Origin of the sequence: Phaeocystidibacter luteus (assembly GCF_008933115.1) — a bacterium.
GTDB lineage: Bacteria > Bacteroidota > Bacteroidia > Flavobacteriales > Schleiferiaceae > Phaeocystidibacter > Phaeocystidibacter luteus.
Genome location: NZ_WBVO01000006.1, coordinates 179,383 through 196,187, shown reverse-complemented (window position 1 = coordinate 196,187; position 16,805 = coordinate 179,383). Strand labels below are relative to the sequence as shown.

Genomic DNA, 16,805 nt, shown 5'->3' with positions numbered 1-16,805 from the left:
AGATTGCCAGACTTAAGCATGTTGGGCATGTAGTCACACTTCATATCCATCAGATGAACAGATTTATCAATCCGTGAATCCATCTGTCCAAAGGTCGATAAGTCCGAAAGTCCATTTATCCAAAGGTCCATGAGTCCGAAAGTCCAATTGCCACGTGGCTTCAGCCCGTGGAAATCGGAAGTAAACCACCCAAGCATCAATCTCTGCCGCCCGCAAACAACATCACGTAGTACAGCAATGTGGTAATTGCCGCTAGTGCGCTAACCAAGTAGGTTCTGGCAGCCCATTTGAGGGCGTCCTTTGCCTTTTCTTGTGTTTCGGGTGAAGTGATTCGAGCGGATTCGAGCCAAGCGAGAGCACGGTTACTTGCATCGTATTCCACAGGAAGTGTAACAAGTGCAAATGCTGTGATTGCCGCTTGTGCACCAATGAGGATGTACGCCAATGTCATGTAGTTTGCACCGTAAGCTACGCCGCCAATAATAAGCATGAAGAACAAGATGTTCATCAACTGCGAGCTGATATTCACGATGGGAACCATTCTAGAACGCATCGTCAGCCAAGTGTAGCTGGTGGCGTGCTGAACGGCGTGTCCACATTCGTGAGCGGCTACTGCAGCAGCAGCCACAGAGCGACCGTTGAATACATCAGGACTCAAGTTTACCGTCTTGTCTTTCGGATTGTAATGGTCGGTAAGTCGTCCCGGAACTGAAACAACTTGTACGTCGGTAATGAAGTTATCGCGAAGCATTTTTTCAGCAACTTCCTTTCCCGTGAGACCCGCCTCAATAGGGACCTCGGTGTAAGCTTTAAATTTTCTACGCAGTGTGCTTTGGACAGAAAAGCCCATGATTGCGAAGACAATGAAAAGAAGAATTAGTAATACCATGTTCTTGTCGATTTATATGGAACTTTAAAATTACAATTCTCGTGCCTACCCATTCATATGATTCCGGTAGATTTGTATCCCAAACGCAATGTTATGAGTGAAAAGCGTCCCCTTATCCTAGTTTGTAACGACGATGGAATTACCGCACCGGGCATTCGAGCCCTTATCGATGTGATGAATGAACTAGGCGAAGTCGTAGTAGTAGCGCCAGATTCGCCTCAATCGGGCATGGGACACGCCATTACCATCAACTCAACTTTGCGTTGCGATCCACACAAAATGGACGATGGCCCACAAACCGAATTTGCCTGCTCGGGCACGCCGGTGGACTGTGTCAAACTGGCAGTGAATGTCATCCTCCCACGCAAGCCAGACCTGCTCGTGTCAGGAATCAACCACGGTTCGAATTCATCCATCAACGTGATTTACTCCGGAACGATGTCGGCCGCCATGGAAGGTGCACTCGAGTCGATTCCATCGATTGGATTTTCCCTGTGCGATTATGCATGGGACGCCAACTTTGAATCGGCAAAACCATATATCAAATCGCTCGCAAAGCAAGTTTTGAGCAACGGCATGCCGCAGGGTGTTTGCTTAAACGTGAATATCCCGAAGAGCGAAAACGGTGAGTACAAAGGCATGAAGGTGTGTAGACAAGCTCGTGCGAACTGGGAAGAGGAGTTCGACGCTCGTAAAGATCCACGCGAGAGAAGCTATTACTGGCTAACCGGTAAATTTGTGAATTACGATCACGGAGAGGATACCGATGAATGGGCCCTGGAGAACAATTATATCTCCATAGTTCCCGTTACATCAGACTTTACGGCGCATCACGCCATTTCCACATTGAACAGCTGGGACATTGAATAAACCGCAACAACCTTTACGACCAAACCCAAAGAAGGCGCGCAGAGATAGACGAGAGCTTCCAATCGGACTCATCGTTGCAGTGCTTACGCCCATTTTTGGTTCCGCTATTTTGCTCGAGTTATACCCAAATATCGATTTGGATGAACTCGACAACTACTCGCTCAATACGGTAATAGTCCGCCTATTGACCTTTGCCGTTCTAATCAACGCAGGCTTGTTTTTCCTCGCACTACGTTTGAATCGAGAAGGTCTAGGTCGAGGCGTTCTCATGGGTACACTCATCGTGGCCATTGCCATTATTTACTTCAAGTTCTTGGCCTAATGAAATACTACGTCATTGCCGGTGAAGCCTCAGGAGATTTGCATGCGGCGAATCTGATGAAAGCTATTGTAGCCGGAGATGAGAACGCAGAATTCCGCTTCTGGGGCGGAGATCAAATGGCTGAGGTAGCTGGAAATCCACCTGAGAAACATTACAAAGAGTTGGCCTTCATGGGTTTCGTGGAGGTGATTATGAACCTTCGTACAATTCTTGGGAATCTCAAGTTGGCCAAGGCGGACATTGAAGCCTTTCAGCCCGATGCGCTAGTCCTAATTGACTACCCAGGTTTCAATATGCGAATCGCCGAATGGGCCAAGAAACAAGGCATTCGCATCTACTATTACATTTCACCACAGATCTGGGCATGGAAGCAGAATCGAGTGCATGCCCTAAAGCGTGACGTGACCAAGATGCTCACGATTCTTCCGTTCGAACAAGCCTTTTACCGTGGGTTCGACATGGATGTGGATTATGTCGGACACCCACTACTAGACGCCATACAAGATCAACCGGCTAAGTCGGTAGCCGATGTGCTAGGCAATGACGATGGCCGACCCGTTGTGGCGTTGCTACCCGGCTCCAGAAAGCAGGAGATAAAGGCCATGCTCAACACCATGTTGGAGATGCCCGCCAAGTATCCGAACTATCGCTTCGTAGTTGCGGGAGCACCAAGTCAATCGCGAGATTTCTATGATTCGCTCGGATTAGGCAAGGCTGAGCTCTTGATGAATAAGACATACGACTTGTTGTCTATTGCCCACGCTGCCTGCGTGACTTCAGGCACCGCGACGTTGGAAACCGCACTTTTCAATGTGCCAGAGGTAGTTTGTTACCGTGGTAATTCAATCTCGTATCAGATCGCCAAACGTCTCGTAAAGGTGAAGTACATCTCATTAGTTAACTTGATTGCTGATAGAGAGGTCGTTGTAGAGTTGATTCAAAGAGAAATGAACGCCAAGCGCCTCTCCAAAGAGTTGGGTCAGATTTTAGAGGGACCAAAGCGGGAGACCATGCTTGAAGACTACAAGGTATTGCGACAGCTACTGGGCGGCGGCGGAGCTTCACAGCGCGCTGCGGAAATCATCATCGGCGATATTCAAAAGTGAAATGGCTGGTTGTCATACTCACGTTCTTCTGCTCAGTTCATGCTGAAGCCCTAGAGCGCGTCCGCGTTCGAATTTATTCTGATGCCTCCGTTGCTCAAGTGCAGATTCGCGTTAAGTCCGGCTTCTATGCCTGGGTGGCTTATTCGGCAGATGAATCGGTTATCGACACCATAGCCTTTGCCAATGCCAAGGCAGGAAGGTCCTACACCGTTCTGCCAAAGTCTAATTCCCTCATCTTGAATCGTGGGGCACTTAGCCTAGGCGAATACGCGCACATCAGATGCGTACCTCTTGGCGAAGATTCTTCGTGGGTACAAATTGATGGCCCCGGCAGGGCTCGATTGTACAACGGGATACTCGAATTCAGGGATGTTGGACGAAAGCTTACGGTCATAAACGATGTTCGAATCGACGATTACCTAGGCGGAGTTGTTGAGTCCGAGGCAGGTCATTTCAGAACTCCTGAATTCTTTAAGGCACAGGCGGTTATTGCTCGAACTTGGTTGTTGGCTAATATCAACAAACACTTGGATGAGGGCTATAATGTGAAGGATGATGTGAGCTCCCAAGCATACTACAGCATGGCGTATTACACGAACAGCGACATGATTCGAAGTGCGGTAAGAGCCACCGGAGATACCATACTTGTCGATGCTAACGGCAAACCAATTCTTGGGGTGTTTCACGCGAACAGCGGCGGGCAAACAGCCAATTCGCAGGATGCTTGGAGCGGACGAATCTCCTATCTACAAAGCGTTCCGGATACTTTTAGTCTCGAAGGAGAAAAGGCCTTTTGGGAAGCAACGATCAACAAGGAAGAGTTTATCGCTTATGTGGCGCAAAAGCTCGGCGTTTCTGCCAGCGATGCAAATTTTCGCGTAGCGTTGCTAGAATATCACCCGGCTGAACGCGAAGGTGTTTTCACATATTCGGGCAAGTCTTTGAAATGGAAGGATGTGCGTTCTAGATTCAGACTTCGATCTGCATGGTTTTCCATTACCGAGAATGGCTCTACCGTTTTACTCAAAGGCCGCGGTTTTGGTCACGGTGTAGGCATGTCGCAAGAAGGTGCTAATGCCATGGCAACCCATGGCTACACGTGGAAGCAGATCCTTTCGCATTATTATCCAACAACTCGTATGGTGAGATTGGGCGACTTGTAAATCGCTTTCGGTAGTTTGCCGCTACCAAACCAATCGTCTTGAAACTCAATTTTGAACCCTTTCGACTAGGGCCGTGGGTGTGTATGCTCATGCTCGGCTGCTACCTTCATTTCGAACTGCACTTTTCGGTTCAATGGTGGATGTTGATTCCTAGCCTAATCACGTTGTCCTCTTTCCACAGATTACCGTTGGAGTTGGGGTGGGTATGGACAGTCACCAGTGGATTTCTGTGTGTTGTGGCCGGACTTACACTGGCGCAATATCATACTCCAAGCTTGCTACCTAAAGGAGATTATGTGGGTATCGTCGAAGTGAAAACTTCGGGTAAAGAACGAGGGAAGAGGCTGGAGTTCCGTGCAGAAGATCTCGAATTGGCCGTGGATGTCACGATCCTAGCCGACAGTACCTGCACACTTCAACCTGGAAACACCGTTCATGTGGAAGGCTGGAATTCCGGATTCACCAAGGCGGTCTATCCCTATCAGTTTGACGAAAGGCGGTTTGCGCGAGTGCGTGGTATCTCGGCGAAAGTCTTTGTAAAGAACTTGCGGGTTTTGGATACATCGGTTCAAATGAGCACGCGACAAGTATTGCTGGAACGAGTAGCTAATTGGCCGGTGTCTGAGCGCGCGAGGGCGTTCTATTCAGCCATGCTTTTGGGCGATAAATCAAAGATTGATTCGGATGATAAGCAGGCTTTTGCTACATCCGGTTTAGTACATGTGCTTGCGGTATCCGGTCTACATGTGGGCTTGATTGCTTTGTTCCTTGAGAGAATAAGCTCGGTTTTCAAACGCCTTCGCAGGGTACGGACCAGGATCGTTCGGACGCTCTTCGTGCTCATGGGGATTTGGGGGTTTGTTTGGCTAAGCGGGATGGGTGTGTCGGTTGTAAGAGCCGGGATGCTTTTCACATTCGTGCAAGTCGCGAGAATGACGGGTAGGAGGGGTGTGACGGCTGAAGCCGTGTGGTTCGCTGCTGCCCTTCTCATTTGTTTGAATCCGATCACCATTTTCGACCTTGGCTTTCAATTGAGCTTCGCGGCTGTGTTTGGGATAGTGTACGGACATTCCATGGTGGAGGCGAAGCTACGGATCATCGAGTTGCCAAAAGCTGTTCGCTTCATTCTTAGTTCAGCATCGGTGAGTTTGTGGGCGCAGTGGGCCACTTCGGCTATCACGCTGTATCACTTTCATCAATTTCCGACCTACTTCTTGCTCTCGAATGTGCTCATGTTGCCGCTGATGCCCGTTCTTCTCATACTCGGAATCCTATTGTTGTTGATGGACCTTTCTGGCACTTCAATCTCTCTCATCTGGTGGCTAGCCGATACGCTTGTCGAATGGTTTTTCATGGGTGTGACATGGCTCTCGAGTTTGCCTGGGGCGCTTATTTCACCCATCTACATTTCTAGCTCGATGGCGCTCGCTATTGCAGTGGGTTTCGCACTTGTAATCATTTCAATAAGAAAGAAATGGAAATACGCCGTTGTGGTAGCGGTGCTTCTACCTTTGGTATTTCTTCCTGTTGATGTAGACCACGAAATCTGGATTCATCAACATAAACAAGAAATGGCCGTGGAAATTGAAAGGGAAGGCGTTTCAACTCTCTTTGTGGCTGAGCCTCAGGTTTACGAAAGACTTAGATTCATCAGTGAGAAATGGAGGGGAAGTCGCGGGGTCGATTCCATGCGATTAAGACTTTTGCCATTGCTAAAATCCCCAACAGATTCAGACTATTACACCAACGACCTCGAAAGTCTAATACTTGAGTAGCTCGGTAAGGCGACGGCGCAGTTCGTCCTTTTCTTTAATGATGATGATTTCACCTTCGATAACAAGCGCAAGTTGCCCGGTTTCCTCAGAAACCACAATGCACACAGCGTCGGTTTTTTCGGTGAGTCCAACGGCGGCACGGTGACGCAAGCCATAGCGACCCGGAATTTCGTCGCTTTCAGAAACAGGTAGAATTGCTGAAGCCGCAATGATCTTGTCTTGAGCGATAATCATGGCGCCGTCGTGAAGTGGAGCATCCTTGAAGAAAATGCTTTGAATGAGGCGAGAACCGAGGTTGGCATTCAGCGTAACACCTGTTTGGGCGTAATATCCCATGGGCATTTTGCGCTCTATGGCAACGAGTGCGCCGGTTTTACTCTCGGCAAGTTGACTTGTGGCGTGGACGATGGGGTCGACGTTGATTTCGCCTTCCTCCGGTTTCAACCAAAGCAGCTGGCGGAAAAACCGTCGGCGTCGGCCAAAGCTACTCGACCCGATGACCAAAAGGAACTTCCGAATCTCCTGTTGAAAGAGGATGATGAGGGCGATGAATCCGACTCCAATAAACTGATCGAGAATCTCCGAGAGGAGGTCCATTTCTAGGGCGTCGAAGAGTTTCCATGCCGCATAGATAGCGACCACACCGCCGAAGATGTATATCGCCGGAGTTCCGCGAACCAATCGGTACAGGGAAAACAGGATGATTGCGAAAATGACAATCTCAATACCGTCTAGAAAAGTGATGCCTTCAATCATGAACGACGATCAGAATTTTGAAGTTGCTGCCACAAGGTACGTACTTCTACTGCGGGTTTCACATCGTGAACGCGAAGCACAGATGCACCGTGCATCAAGGCGGTCATATTTAGTGCTGTAGTTCCGTTCAGCGCTTCTCCAGCCGAACAACCCAGGGTCTTCCAAATCATCGATTTCCGACTTAACCCAATCAAAATCGGATGCCCGATAGCTTTCAAATGCTCAAGGTTTTGCAGAAGTGCGTAGTTATGCGCATTTGTTTTTCCAAACCCAAAGCCAGGGTCAATCAATATGTCATCAACTCCATGAGCTATGAGCTCATCGCATTTGGTCGCTAGATCGCGGGTGACATCCACCACCACATTGTCGTACTCAGGGTTTTCCTGCATGGTCTCAGGTGTGCCTTGAATGTGCATGAGGATATAGGGTACCTTTAGCCTGCCTGCCGTTTCAAACATTTGCGCATCGAGGGTGCCTCCTGAAATATCATTGATGATATGTCCGCCTGCTGAAATGGCTTTCTCAGCCACAGCGCTGTGGTACGTGTCAATGGAAAGAATAGCTTCCGGAAAGCGCTTGGCAATGGCGCTAAGCGGACCTTCTAGTCGGTTCCATTCAGCTTCAGCGCCGATTTGTTCTGCTTTCGGACGCGTGCTTTGGGCGCCGATATCGAGCCAATCTGCGCCCTCTTCGAGCATTTGCTCCGCTTTTCGCAGCGCGTCATCCACATTCGAGCTGGTACCGCCATCATAGAATGAATCGGGCGTAAGATTGATTATCCCCATGATTTTGGGTGAGGATAAATCGATTAAACCTGACCCCACTCGAATGGTCTTTTTCATCGCGATTTTGGTATCTTTCGCACTCTAAAAATTCGGGAACCATCCCAAAAAGCCGATGTTTTCGGCTGTGCATCAAAAGTAGCAAATGAGCGATACACCAGCGCAATTCGATAAAGTGATAGCGGAATGCCGCACACTGTTTGAAAAGAAGTTGAAGGATTACGGCGCCGCTTGGCGAATTCTACGTCTGCCTTCGTTGACAGATCAGATTTTCATCAAAGCCCAAAGGTTGCGTAGCATTGAGGATAAAGGAACCCAAAAGGTGGCCGACGATCTCCGTGGGGAGTACATCGGGATTCTGAATTACTCCATTATCGCGCTGATTCAACTCGAGCTCGGTGTGGCAGAGCAAATCGATATGGACCCAGAGGAAGCGATGAAGGCATACGATGGCCACGTTTCGCTCACAAAGAAATTGATGATGGATAAGAACCATGATTATGGCGAGGCTTGGCGCGACATGCGTGTGCCGTCGTTCACCGATCTCATCCTTCAAAAGCTACTGCGCGTTAAACAAATTGAGGACAACAGTGGTAAGACATTGGTAAGCGAGGGAGTGGACGCCAATTATATGGACATGATCAACTACTCCGTGTTCGCGCTTATTCAAATGGACGAAGCAAAATAACATACAGGCGGTATGAAGTATCTCGTACAACTTTCACGCATCCTTGTAGGTGCGCTCTTCATTTTCTCAGGCTGGGTGAAGCTCAACGACCCGATGGGATTCGGTTTCAAACTCGAAGAATACTTTTCGGAGGGCGTTTTGAACATGCCTTTCTTCTCGCCATGGGCGGTAGAATTGGCCGTGATTATCTGCATTTCTGAAATCCTATTGGGTGTGTTCTTGCTACTCGGAATCTGGAAGAGATTTACCTCTTGGGCGCTCCTAATTATGATCATCTTCTTCACCTTCCTCACCTGGTATTCATGGAATTACGACAAGGTGACTGATTGTGGATGTTTCGGCGATGCCATTCCGCTCGAGACCTTTGAATCCTTCGTGAAAGACCTCATTCTTTCCGGATTGATTTTGATCATTTTCTTCGGGCGAAAATTCATCCAACCGATTGTGAGCAAGAAGGTTGCGCTTGGATTCTCAGGCGTTGTGCTGCTCGCTTGCTTCTGGATTACCAGCCATGTGCTCAACCACCTTCCTATGGTAGATTTCCGAGCGTATAAGATTGGTACGGACATCGAAGAAGGAATGAAAACGGCCGAAGAGCTCGGTTTGCAAGGGCCTGTATACCAAACCATGTTCACCTTGAAAAACGCGAATAGCGGAGAGGTGATTCAGGTAGATGACAAGCAGTATATCGACGAAGGTTGGTGGGAGAAGCCTGAATGGGAATTGCAGAATGACCTCACGGAATCAAAGCTCATCGAAAAGGGATATGAACCACCGATTCACGATTATTCACAGGAATCGGATACAGGCGATATCACCTTCTGGCTATTAGAGCAGCCGAAAGTTGTGATGGTGCTGGCTTACGAACTCGAGCGTGCAGACCCAGAAGGTTTGGACGCAATTGGCGAGTGGAGTTGGACTATGGAAGGCTCCGATATCGTGACGGTAGGATGGACCTCTTCCGTTTACGAAACGATAGAAGCGGCTAAGCATGAACATCAAATCGGTCTTGATTTCACTGTGGGCGATGGAACTGCCATTAAAACGGTAATTCGCAGTAACCCTGGGATTGTGGCGTTGGAAAACGGCGTAATTGTAGGCAAGTGGCATTGGAACGATTTGCCATCGCGCGAAGAATTGGAAGCGCTCTTTAAGTGAGTTTCCTCCGTAGCACGATATCGAAATTAGGGCAGGCCATAGGTGTGCTCTTCGGCGTAGCTACGTTGATTTTCATCCTGTTCAATGTGCTCTCTGGTGATCCCGCTCGAATGATGATGGATCAGAGGGAAGATGAGGAAGTGCTCGCCGCCATCCGCGCCAAGTACGGATTGGATCAGAGTCTGGGAGTCCAGTATTTGTACTACCTGAACGACCTTTCTCCCATCAGTTGGCACAGCGATAATGCGGATGATTATACGAACTACGGAAACCATAATTACGTCGGTGCCAAGCTCTTTGGAGTAGGCGATGGTGACCTCTACTTGAAACGTCCATACCTTCGAGAGTCCATGCAACAGCAAGGAAGATCGGTCGGTGACGTGATCGGGGAAACGCTGCCAAACACAGCCGTTTTAGCGGTTTCCAGCATTCTGATTGCGATTCTCTTAGGCATATTCATTGGTGTTGTTTCAGCCTTAAAAAAAGACAGCTTTTTCGATCGATTTTGGACTGTCGTGGGAACGTTGGGAATGTCTTTACCCTCCTTCTTTTCGGCCATCCTCATTGCGTGGCTTTTTGGTTTCGTGCTCTCGGAGTACACGGGCTTGAGCATGACGGGCAGTTTGTATGAAGTGGACGATTACGGTACAGGAAGGTATTTGGCATTAGATAACCTTATACTTCCCGCACTTACCCTAGGGATTCGTCCGCTTGGGGTTATCATTCAACTTACGCGAAGTAGTGTGCTTGAAACGATGGGACAGGATTACATCCGTACGGCTCGAGCGAAAGGGCTTTCGACCTTTCAAATCGTACGTAGACATGTACTTCGCAACAGCATGAACCCAGTGGTTACGGCCGTGTCGGGTTGGTTTGCAAGCATGCTAGCAGGCGCCGTGTTCGTGGAGTACATTTTTGGCTGGAACGGATTGGGACGTCAAATTGTGGATGCCTTGAATCAGAAAGACCTGCCAGTTGTGATGGGAGCCGTCCTCACCATTGCGGCACTGTTCGTTGTCATCAATGTGCTCGTTGATTTGATATACCGCTGGCTCGACCCAAGGATCAGATCAAGTCATTCGTAGGAAAAATTGGAAGGAATAGGAGGCTTGAGAACTCCGAATTTTGCCCTCAAAGGGCTACCTTCGTGTTCCATACATTCAGAATTTATGAGAGCTAAGATTGTTGCAGGAAACTGGAAGATGAATACCGTACCATCCGACGGCGTTGGATTGGTTGTAGATATATTGGAGAAACTCAATCCGTCGCAAGTTGGCGATACTCGAGTAATTATTTCTCCTCCTTTTACACATTTGATCGATGTTATCGACCACGTTTGGGAAGAGCCTCACGTTTCTGTAGCCGCCCAAAACTGCCACTTTGAAGACTCAGGTGCTTTCACAGGGGAGATTTCTGCGGCTATGATCGCCGATCTGAATATCGATGCTGTGATTATTGGTCACTCTGAGCGCAGACAGTATTTCAATGAAGACGATGCCTTGCTTGCCAAGAAGGTAGATGCGGCGGTTCGTCATTCTCTGTTGCCACTGTTCTGTGTGGGCGAATCGCTCGACCAACGCAAAAGCGGAAACCACGAGCAGGTGGTGAAAGATCAGTTGACGAATGGCTTGTTTCATTTGAGTCCAGATTCATTTAAATCTGCCATTATTGCCTACGAACCCGTTTGGGCCATAGGAACTGGCGAGACAGCTACGCCAGAACAAGCACAAGAAATGCATGCCGCCATTCGCGCGCATGTGGCTGACAAGTATGGAGCTGAAATTGCGGAAAATGTTTCCATCCTGTACGGTGGTTCGGTGAAGCCATCGAATGCACGTGAGATTTTCTCTCAGCCCGATGTAGATGGTGGTCTCGTTGGAGGCGCATCCCTTGAGACTAAGGGTTTTGTTGAGATTGTACACGCCATGGCTCCGGCAAAAGGAGGATTGCACGCGGTATGAACTACATCAAACTGACATTCCACATTGAACCGCTAGAACCGGGAAGAGATATTCTATATGCCGAGCTAGATGCCCTTGCGGTAGAGAGCGCGGTAGATACGGACAAGGGCATTGATGCCTTCATTCCAGAAGATCAGTACACCGAAATAACAGCAGGAGATTTCCCGATGACCTCTTCAGTGGCGGATCTAAATTGGACGACCGAAACGGTTGAGCAACAGAATTGGAATGCGGAATGGGAGAAGAATTTCAACCCCATCGAAGTAGATGGAAAGCTCTTCATTCGTGCACCGTTCCACGAATCTAGAGCGGATGATTTCGACTATGAAATCATCATAGAACCCAAAATGAGCTTTGGCACAGGCCATCACCAAACTACTTGGATGATGTGCAGCTATTTGCTCGATCTCGACTTAGGTGGAAAGGCCGTACTCGATATGGGTTGCGGAACTGCCGTACTCGCGATTTTAGCGAAGATGCGCGGAAGTGGATTCACCGAAGGCATCGACATTGAAGAGTGGGCAGCTGAAAACTCTAAGGAGAATGCCGAGCGCAATGGACACCCGGATATTGTTGTGTATCACGGCGATGCAAGCTTGCTAGGCGAACGGAAATACGACGTAATTATCGCGAATATCAACAGAAACATACTGTTGAATGATTTGTCGAAATATGTAGATGTCCTCAACCCTGGTGGACAACTACTCCTCAGTGGCTTTTACGAAAGCGACATCCCTCAACTCGAATCAGCAGGTCGGAAATTAGGAATGACACCATCTCAACAGCAGACGAAAGACACCTGGGCTGCGTTGATATGGAACAAAGACTGAACACAAACACAATGAGAAGAATTACGCGACTTTCACTTTTCGCCACTCTTCTATTTGTCTGCATTTCAACGTTGAGCTACGCTCAGCCTCGAAGCTTTACGGCTGAACCTCAGGCGTATTTCGACGAGCTCACCGAGATGCTTTCGGATATGGATGATGTTGATTCTGATACCGTTGAGGCGGTGATGGCGGCGTTTAAACCCACTTGGACAAACATCGATGAGAATGTGAGGCCTAGAGTTTATGCGGTGTCGGACGTCTTTCTGCGAAAGCGAATTAGAACGTACCAAGACTGGAAGAACTTCATCGATATTCTAACCCATTTCCACAACTACGAAGACCCAGCGCAGTTCAAAGCGTGGATGGATCACGCTGAGGATCATTTCAGACGGACATCTGCCCGAGGAATCAACGAATACCTCACGAATCTTTCCAATGCTTTCCAGCCTGAATTGATTTACAAAGCTCGAGACATCACCTGGTCGTCGGTAGGCGAGGGGGAGTTTCTCTTTGATGAGAAGCCCTACATAGTTTACGACATCATTGATTTATGGGGGCATTACGGAGCGGACAGCACCCTGATTGAGAGCACTTCTGGCCGTTTCGATATCCTCGAAGAGAAATTCGTGGGTACGGGCGGATTGGTGTATTGGACCCGCGCCGGACTTTCGGAAGACACGATTTATGCTGAATTGAATACCTATTCGATTCAACTGGATAGACCAACCTATACCGCGGATTCGGCACGACTTCACAGTAAAATCTACGTTACCGAGCCCATTTTGGGAACGTTTGAAGAAAGGATGTCAATCCAAGTTCAATCCGAGTTTACGAGCTATCCGCAGTTTAGCTCGTACCAGCGTGTGAACATTGCCGACTTCGTCCCCGGAGTTGACTATTCGGGAGGTTTCTCAGTAAAGGGCAAGCGATTCTTCGCCTCGGAACAACTTCCGCGATTGGCGGTCCTCCGCTTCAAGAAGGAAGGGGAATACTTCATCGACCTAAGAGCTGAACAGTTTAGTTTGAGCACGACGGATATCCGTTCTGATGCCTGTCAGGTTTCGATCAAGATGGGTGAATCGGACAGCATGTATCATCCAAAAAGCTCCATGGCGTACAACGTGGAGAACATCACGTTGACGCTTACCCGAGATGGTGAAGGACTTAGTGCCACGCCGTACATCGACAGCTACCACAACTTGGACATTTACCTCGAACAGATTGTCTGGACCACCAACAATCCACAGTTCTTCATTCAGAACTTGGCGATGGGTGAGGATCAGAGCTTGATTTTCGAATCGCAGGAATATTATCGTCAGGAGCGATTTGACGCACTGACCGGCTTGGCCAATAAAAACCCGCTGTACGATTTGCGGCGCATTGCGCTGTCACGAGATACTGCGGATTTGCCTCTAGAAACCATTGCAGGGATGTTGAGGATGGATCAGATTTCCGCTGAACGTTTCCTCCTTAATATGTCAATTGGAGGGTTCGTTTCCTACAACCTGAACACCAAGGTGGTGACCTTTAATGAGAAGCTCTTCAACTACATTTACAACAATGAACGCAAGCGCGATTATGACGTAATTCGATTTGTGTCACAAGTAGGAAGGGGTGCGAACGCGAAGGTCTCCCTCCTCAATTACGACCTAGAAATTACCGGTATTCGAGCTATTGCACTTTCTGATTCACAGGAAGTTGCCTTGTTTCCATCGCAAAGAACTATCACGGTACACGAGGGCATGGACTTCGACTTTGACGGAGTCGTTCAGGCGGGTCGATTTACCTACTTCGCGCAGAACAACTTTTTCGATTACGACATGTTCCGCATCAGTATGCCGGACATCGATTCCATGAAATTCAAGGTAGAAGAGTTCGACGACGGTCATCGTCCGCCTGGAGTGCAGCCGAGGCTTGTAGGTGTGAAGAACACGCTCCAAGATATTAACGGTGAGCTGCTGATTGACAAACCGTTTAACAAGTCGGGTAAGGTACCGTTCCACGACTATCCGATATTTAAATCAGGAACGGGAAGCTTCGTGTACTACGATAGGCCAAGTATTTACGGAGGAGTGTACGAGCGAGAGGACTTTTACGTAGAGCTGGAGCCCTTTGAAATTGATTCCTTGGATAACGCCCGAACGGAAGGTTTGAAATTCGCTGGAGTGTTTGTCAGCGCGGGTATTTTCCCGGACATGCCGCAGGACATCAAGGTTCAGGAAGATTATTCATTAGGCTTTAAAGCCACCACCCCACCTGGAGGATTGCCTGCCTATGGTGGCAAGGGAACCTTTACGAATGACCTACAGCTTTCAAACGAAGGCTTGGTGGGCACAGGACAGATTGACTACATCACTTCCACCGCAACTGGGGAGGCCTTTACCTTCTTCCCGGATAGCACCAATGGTATAGCGGACACCTATGTGGCCGAGCCGAGGATTGCGGGCGCGGTGAATACGCCTAGGGCGGTGAATGAGAATGTAGACATCAACTGGCGGCCGTATCAGGACGTGATGTTTGCCACTTCCAGAACGACGCCGTTCCGCATGTATGAAGACATTGGCATGGAGGCCAGAGGTACCATTGCCTACGGGGCTAGCGACATGAGGGGAGATGCGATCCTCGACTTCCTGGATGCACAGACCAAATCCAAAGATTATCAATTCTTCAATCAGAGCTTTGAAGCGTCGAGCATGAACTTCAAGGTGAAGGCAAGACCGGAAGGGGATTGGGCCTTTAAGTTGAAAGATGCGAGAGGCACGGTAGACTTCCAGAAAATGGACGGCGACTTCACGCTCAACGATGGTGAAACCTACATGGAGTTTACCACCAACCAGTACATCACTTGGATGGACCACGCGGATTGGGACATTACGGCTAAAACGATTGACGTCAACCACGTGAACGGAAGCTTGAGTCGAATGTTGAGCGTACATCCGCAGCAAGATTCACTGGAATTTGACGCGATGACGGCCAAGTTCTCCCTATTGCCGAGCTTATTGGAAACCTTCGAAGTTCCGCACATGGACGTTGCCGATTCGCGCCTCTTCCCAGACAGCGGATATGTGGCGATTGATTCAGCAGCAGACATGCACCGTTTGAAGAAGTCTCGCCTTGTTGCGAACCGCTACACGAAGCACCACAACTTCTACAATGGCGACTTTAAAGTTCGCGGCAGAAACAACTACTCGGGCAATGCAGAGTATGAATATTTGGATGAGGATGGAACCTCGTGGCCGCTGTACTTTGAGACTATCCGAGCGGATAGAGATGGCACGACGGTTGGCTATGCGAACGTGACTGTGGAGGATGGCTTCTATCTCAGTTCCTTCTTCGGATACTACGGAAAAGTTGAGCTGAACGCACCTGAACGGCTCTTGAACTACGACGGGTACGTCTTGATTCAGCATACATGTGACAACCTAGAAACCGACTGGTTTAAGTTTGAAAGTGAAATTGATCCGAAGGATATCGTCATCGAGCTTCCGGAAGACAATCCGAGAACCATTACAGACAACATCTATTCGGGCATCTACTTGGCGCCGGATAGCACGAGCATTTACACCGGATTCTTGAATAAGGATGCATCGAGGGTAGACAAGGAGCTCATTGCGGCCACGGGAGTGTTGTTCTACGACAAGGACATCAACAGCTACGTGATTACAACGAGACGAAGGTTGCAGGATGAAACGAAGCCTGACAACTACTTGGCCTTCAACAACCGCGATTGCATCATGACCGGCAAGGGTAAGATCACCTTGGCTCAGGACTTGGGTCGGGTTAAGATGGAAACCTTCGGCATTATTGAGCACGACTTGAGAAACGACGAGCTCACGATGGACGTTACCATGGCGTTTGACTTCTTCTTTGCGGAAGACGTCATGACGGCCATGGCGGAAGACGTGAACGCGGAGACCTCACTGTCGGGATCGCGTGTAAACCGTGAGGCATACCGCATTGGTATGGACTATCAGTTTGACGATGAGGAAGACAAGGAAGAATACTTTGAGGAAGTAGCCAACATGGGTGCTCCGGAGGATGTTTCGAAGCCGTTGAGAAACACCATTTACATCACCGACTTGGAGATGATTTGGGATGAGGAAATGAGCGCTTTCGTGAGTACGGATGACATTGGCATTGGTCACTTCGGCGAAACTCAGGTAAACAAGCGCGTTGAGGGCTTGATGGAGATTCGTCACCGTCGACGCAACGCCGAGATCTACCTTTACTTGGAGCCGAACAGGGACTATTACTACTTCCAGTACATGCGCAACAACATGCAGTTCTTTACCACGAAGAGGGAGACATTGAACTTGATCTTACAGATAGAAGCGGAAGACAGGGGATTGGAGCGAGATGGCGATTTGCCGAGATTCTCGTACAATCAATCGTCGAGAGGGCGAGTAAACTTGTTCTTGCGCAGACATGGAATGGCGGAATAGGAATGAAGCAGGAAGGAATACATATGGCATGGACGCCGGCGCCGGAGGAGCAGGAGCTGACAC

14 protein-coding genes are annotated in these 16,805 nt (G+C 48.8%); 11 read left to right on the top strand and 3 right to left on the bottom strand.

The window, feature by feature from the left end; all coding sequences use genetic code 11:
• Window positions 1-196 precede the first annotated feature (196 nt).
• The gene (locus F8C67_RS09165) at window positions 197-889 is read right to left on the bottom strand and encodes a zinc metallopeptidase (protein ID WP_151667537.1); all 693 of its coding nucleotides are present in this window, start codon (window positions 887-889) and stop codon (window positions 197-199) included.
• 93 nt (window positions 890-982) lie between these two features.
• Here F8C67_RS09165 and surE point away from each other — a divergent pair, with 93 nt between their 5' ends.
• From surE to F8C67_RS09140, 5 genes are read left to right on the top strand one after another with little or no spacing between them, the layout of a single operon-like run.
• The gene (gene surE / locus F8C67_RS09160) at window positions 983-1,759 is read left to right on the top strand and encodes a 5'/3'-nucleotidase SurE (protein ID WP_151667536.1); all 777 of its coding nucleotides are present in this window, start codon (window positions 983-985) and stop codon (window positions 1,757-1,759) included.
• On the top strand, window positions 1,752-2,081 hold the full coding sequence (locus F8C67_RS09155) for a hypothetical protein (RefSeq protein ID WP_151667535.1): 330 nt from the start codon (window positions 1,752-1,754) through the stop codon (window positions 2,079-2,081). Before surE ends, F8C67_RS09155 begins: the two co-directional genes overlap by 8 nt.
• Complete coding sequence (gene lpxB / locus F8C67_RS09150) at window positions 2,081-3,187, top strand: lipid-A-disaccharide synthase (protein ID WP_151667534.1); 1,107 nt, start codon at window positions 2,081-2,083, stop codon at window positions 3,185-3,187. The genes F8C67_RS09155 and lpxB overlap by 1 nt, the downstream gene beginning before the upstream one ends.
• Window positions 3,184-4,350 (top strand): SpoIID/LytB domain-containing protein, encoded by a 1,167-nt coding sequence (locus F8C67_RS09145; protein WP_170266417.1) that lies wholly within the window; start codon window positions 3,184-3,186, stop codon window positions 4,348-4,350. Before lpxB ends, F8C67_RS09145 begins: the two co-directional genes overlap by 4 nt.
• A 38-nt stretch (window positions 4,351-4,388) precedes the next feature.
• Window positions 4,389-6,125, top strand: coding sequence for a ComEC/Rec2 family competence protein (locus F8C67_RS09140; protein WP_151667532.1), 1,737 nt, complete (start codon window positions 4,389-4,391; stop codon window positions 6,123-6,125).
• Here F8C67_RS09140 and cdaA read toward each other — a convergent pair.
• Entirely contained in the window at window positions 6,111-6,881 is a 771-nt protein-coding gene (gene cdaA / locus F8C67_RS09135) for a diadenylate cyclase CdaA (RefSeq protein ID WP_151667531.1), read from the bottom strand. The genes F8C67_RS09140 and cdaA overlap by 15 nt on opposite strands.
• Window positions 6,878-7,723: a dihydropteroate synthase gene (gene folP / locus F8C67_RS09130; protein ID WP_151667530.1), complete on the bottom strand. Its 846-nt coding sequence runs from the start codon at window positions 7,721-7,723 to the stop codon at window positions 6,878-6,880. The genes cdaA and folP overlap by 4 nt, the downstream gene beginning before the upstream one ends.
• Before the next feature lie 85 nt (window positions 7,724-7,808).
• Between folP and F8C67_RS09125 the strand changes: the two genes are divergently transcribed.
• The 6 genes from F8C67_RS09125 (at window position 7,809) to F8C67_RS09100 (ending at window position 16,742) form a co-directional block, all read left to right on the top strand.
• A complete protein-coding gene (locus F8C67_RS09125; RefSeq protein ID WP_151667529.1) occupies window positions 7,809-8,351 on the top strand; it encodes a DUF1599 domain-containing protein in 543 nt (180 codons plus the stop codon).
• A gap of 12 nt (window positions 8,352-8,363) precedes the next feature.
• On the top strand, window positions 8,364-9,509 hold the full coding sequence (locus tag F8C67_RS09120) for a BT_3928 family protein (protein WP_151667528.1): 1,146 nt from the start codon (window positions 8,364-8,366) through the stop codon (window positions 9,507-9,509).
• Entirely contained in the window at window positions 9,506-10,594 is a 1,089-nt protein-coding gene (locus F8C67_RS09115) for an ABC transporter permease (protein WP_223277545.1), read from the top strand. The genes F8C67_RS09120 and F8C67_RS09115 overlap by 4 nt, the downstream gene beginning before the upstream one ends.
• 84 nt (window positions 10,595-10,678) lie before the next feature.
• Entirely contained in the window at window positions 10,679-11,470 is a 792-nt protein-coding gene (gene tpiA, locus F8C67_RS09110) for a triose-phosphate isomerase (protein WP_151667527.1), read from the top strand.
• Window positions 11,467-12,300 carry a 50S ribosomal protein L11 methyltransferase gene (gene prmA, locus F8C67_RS09105; protein ID WP_151667526.1) on the top strand — a complete coding sequence of 278 codons (834 nt, stop codon included), beginning with the start codon at window positions 11,467-11,469 and terminating at the stop codon, window positions 12,298-12,300. Before tpiA ends, prmA begins: the two co-directional genes overlap by 4 nt.
• 11 nt (window positions 12,301-12,311) lie before the next feature.
• The gene (locus tag F8C67_RS09100) at window positions 12,312-16,742 is read left to right on the top strand and encodes a hypothetical protein (protein WP_151667525.1); all 4,431 of its coding nucleotides are present in this window, start codon (window positions 12,312-12,314) and stop codon (window positions 16,740-16,742) included.
• Window positions 16,743-16,805: the final 63 nt, after the last annotated feature.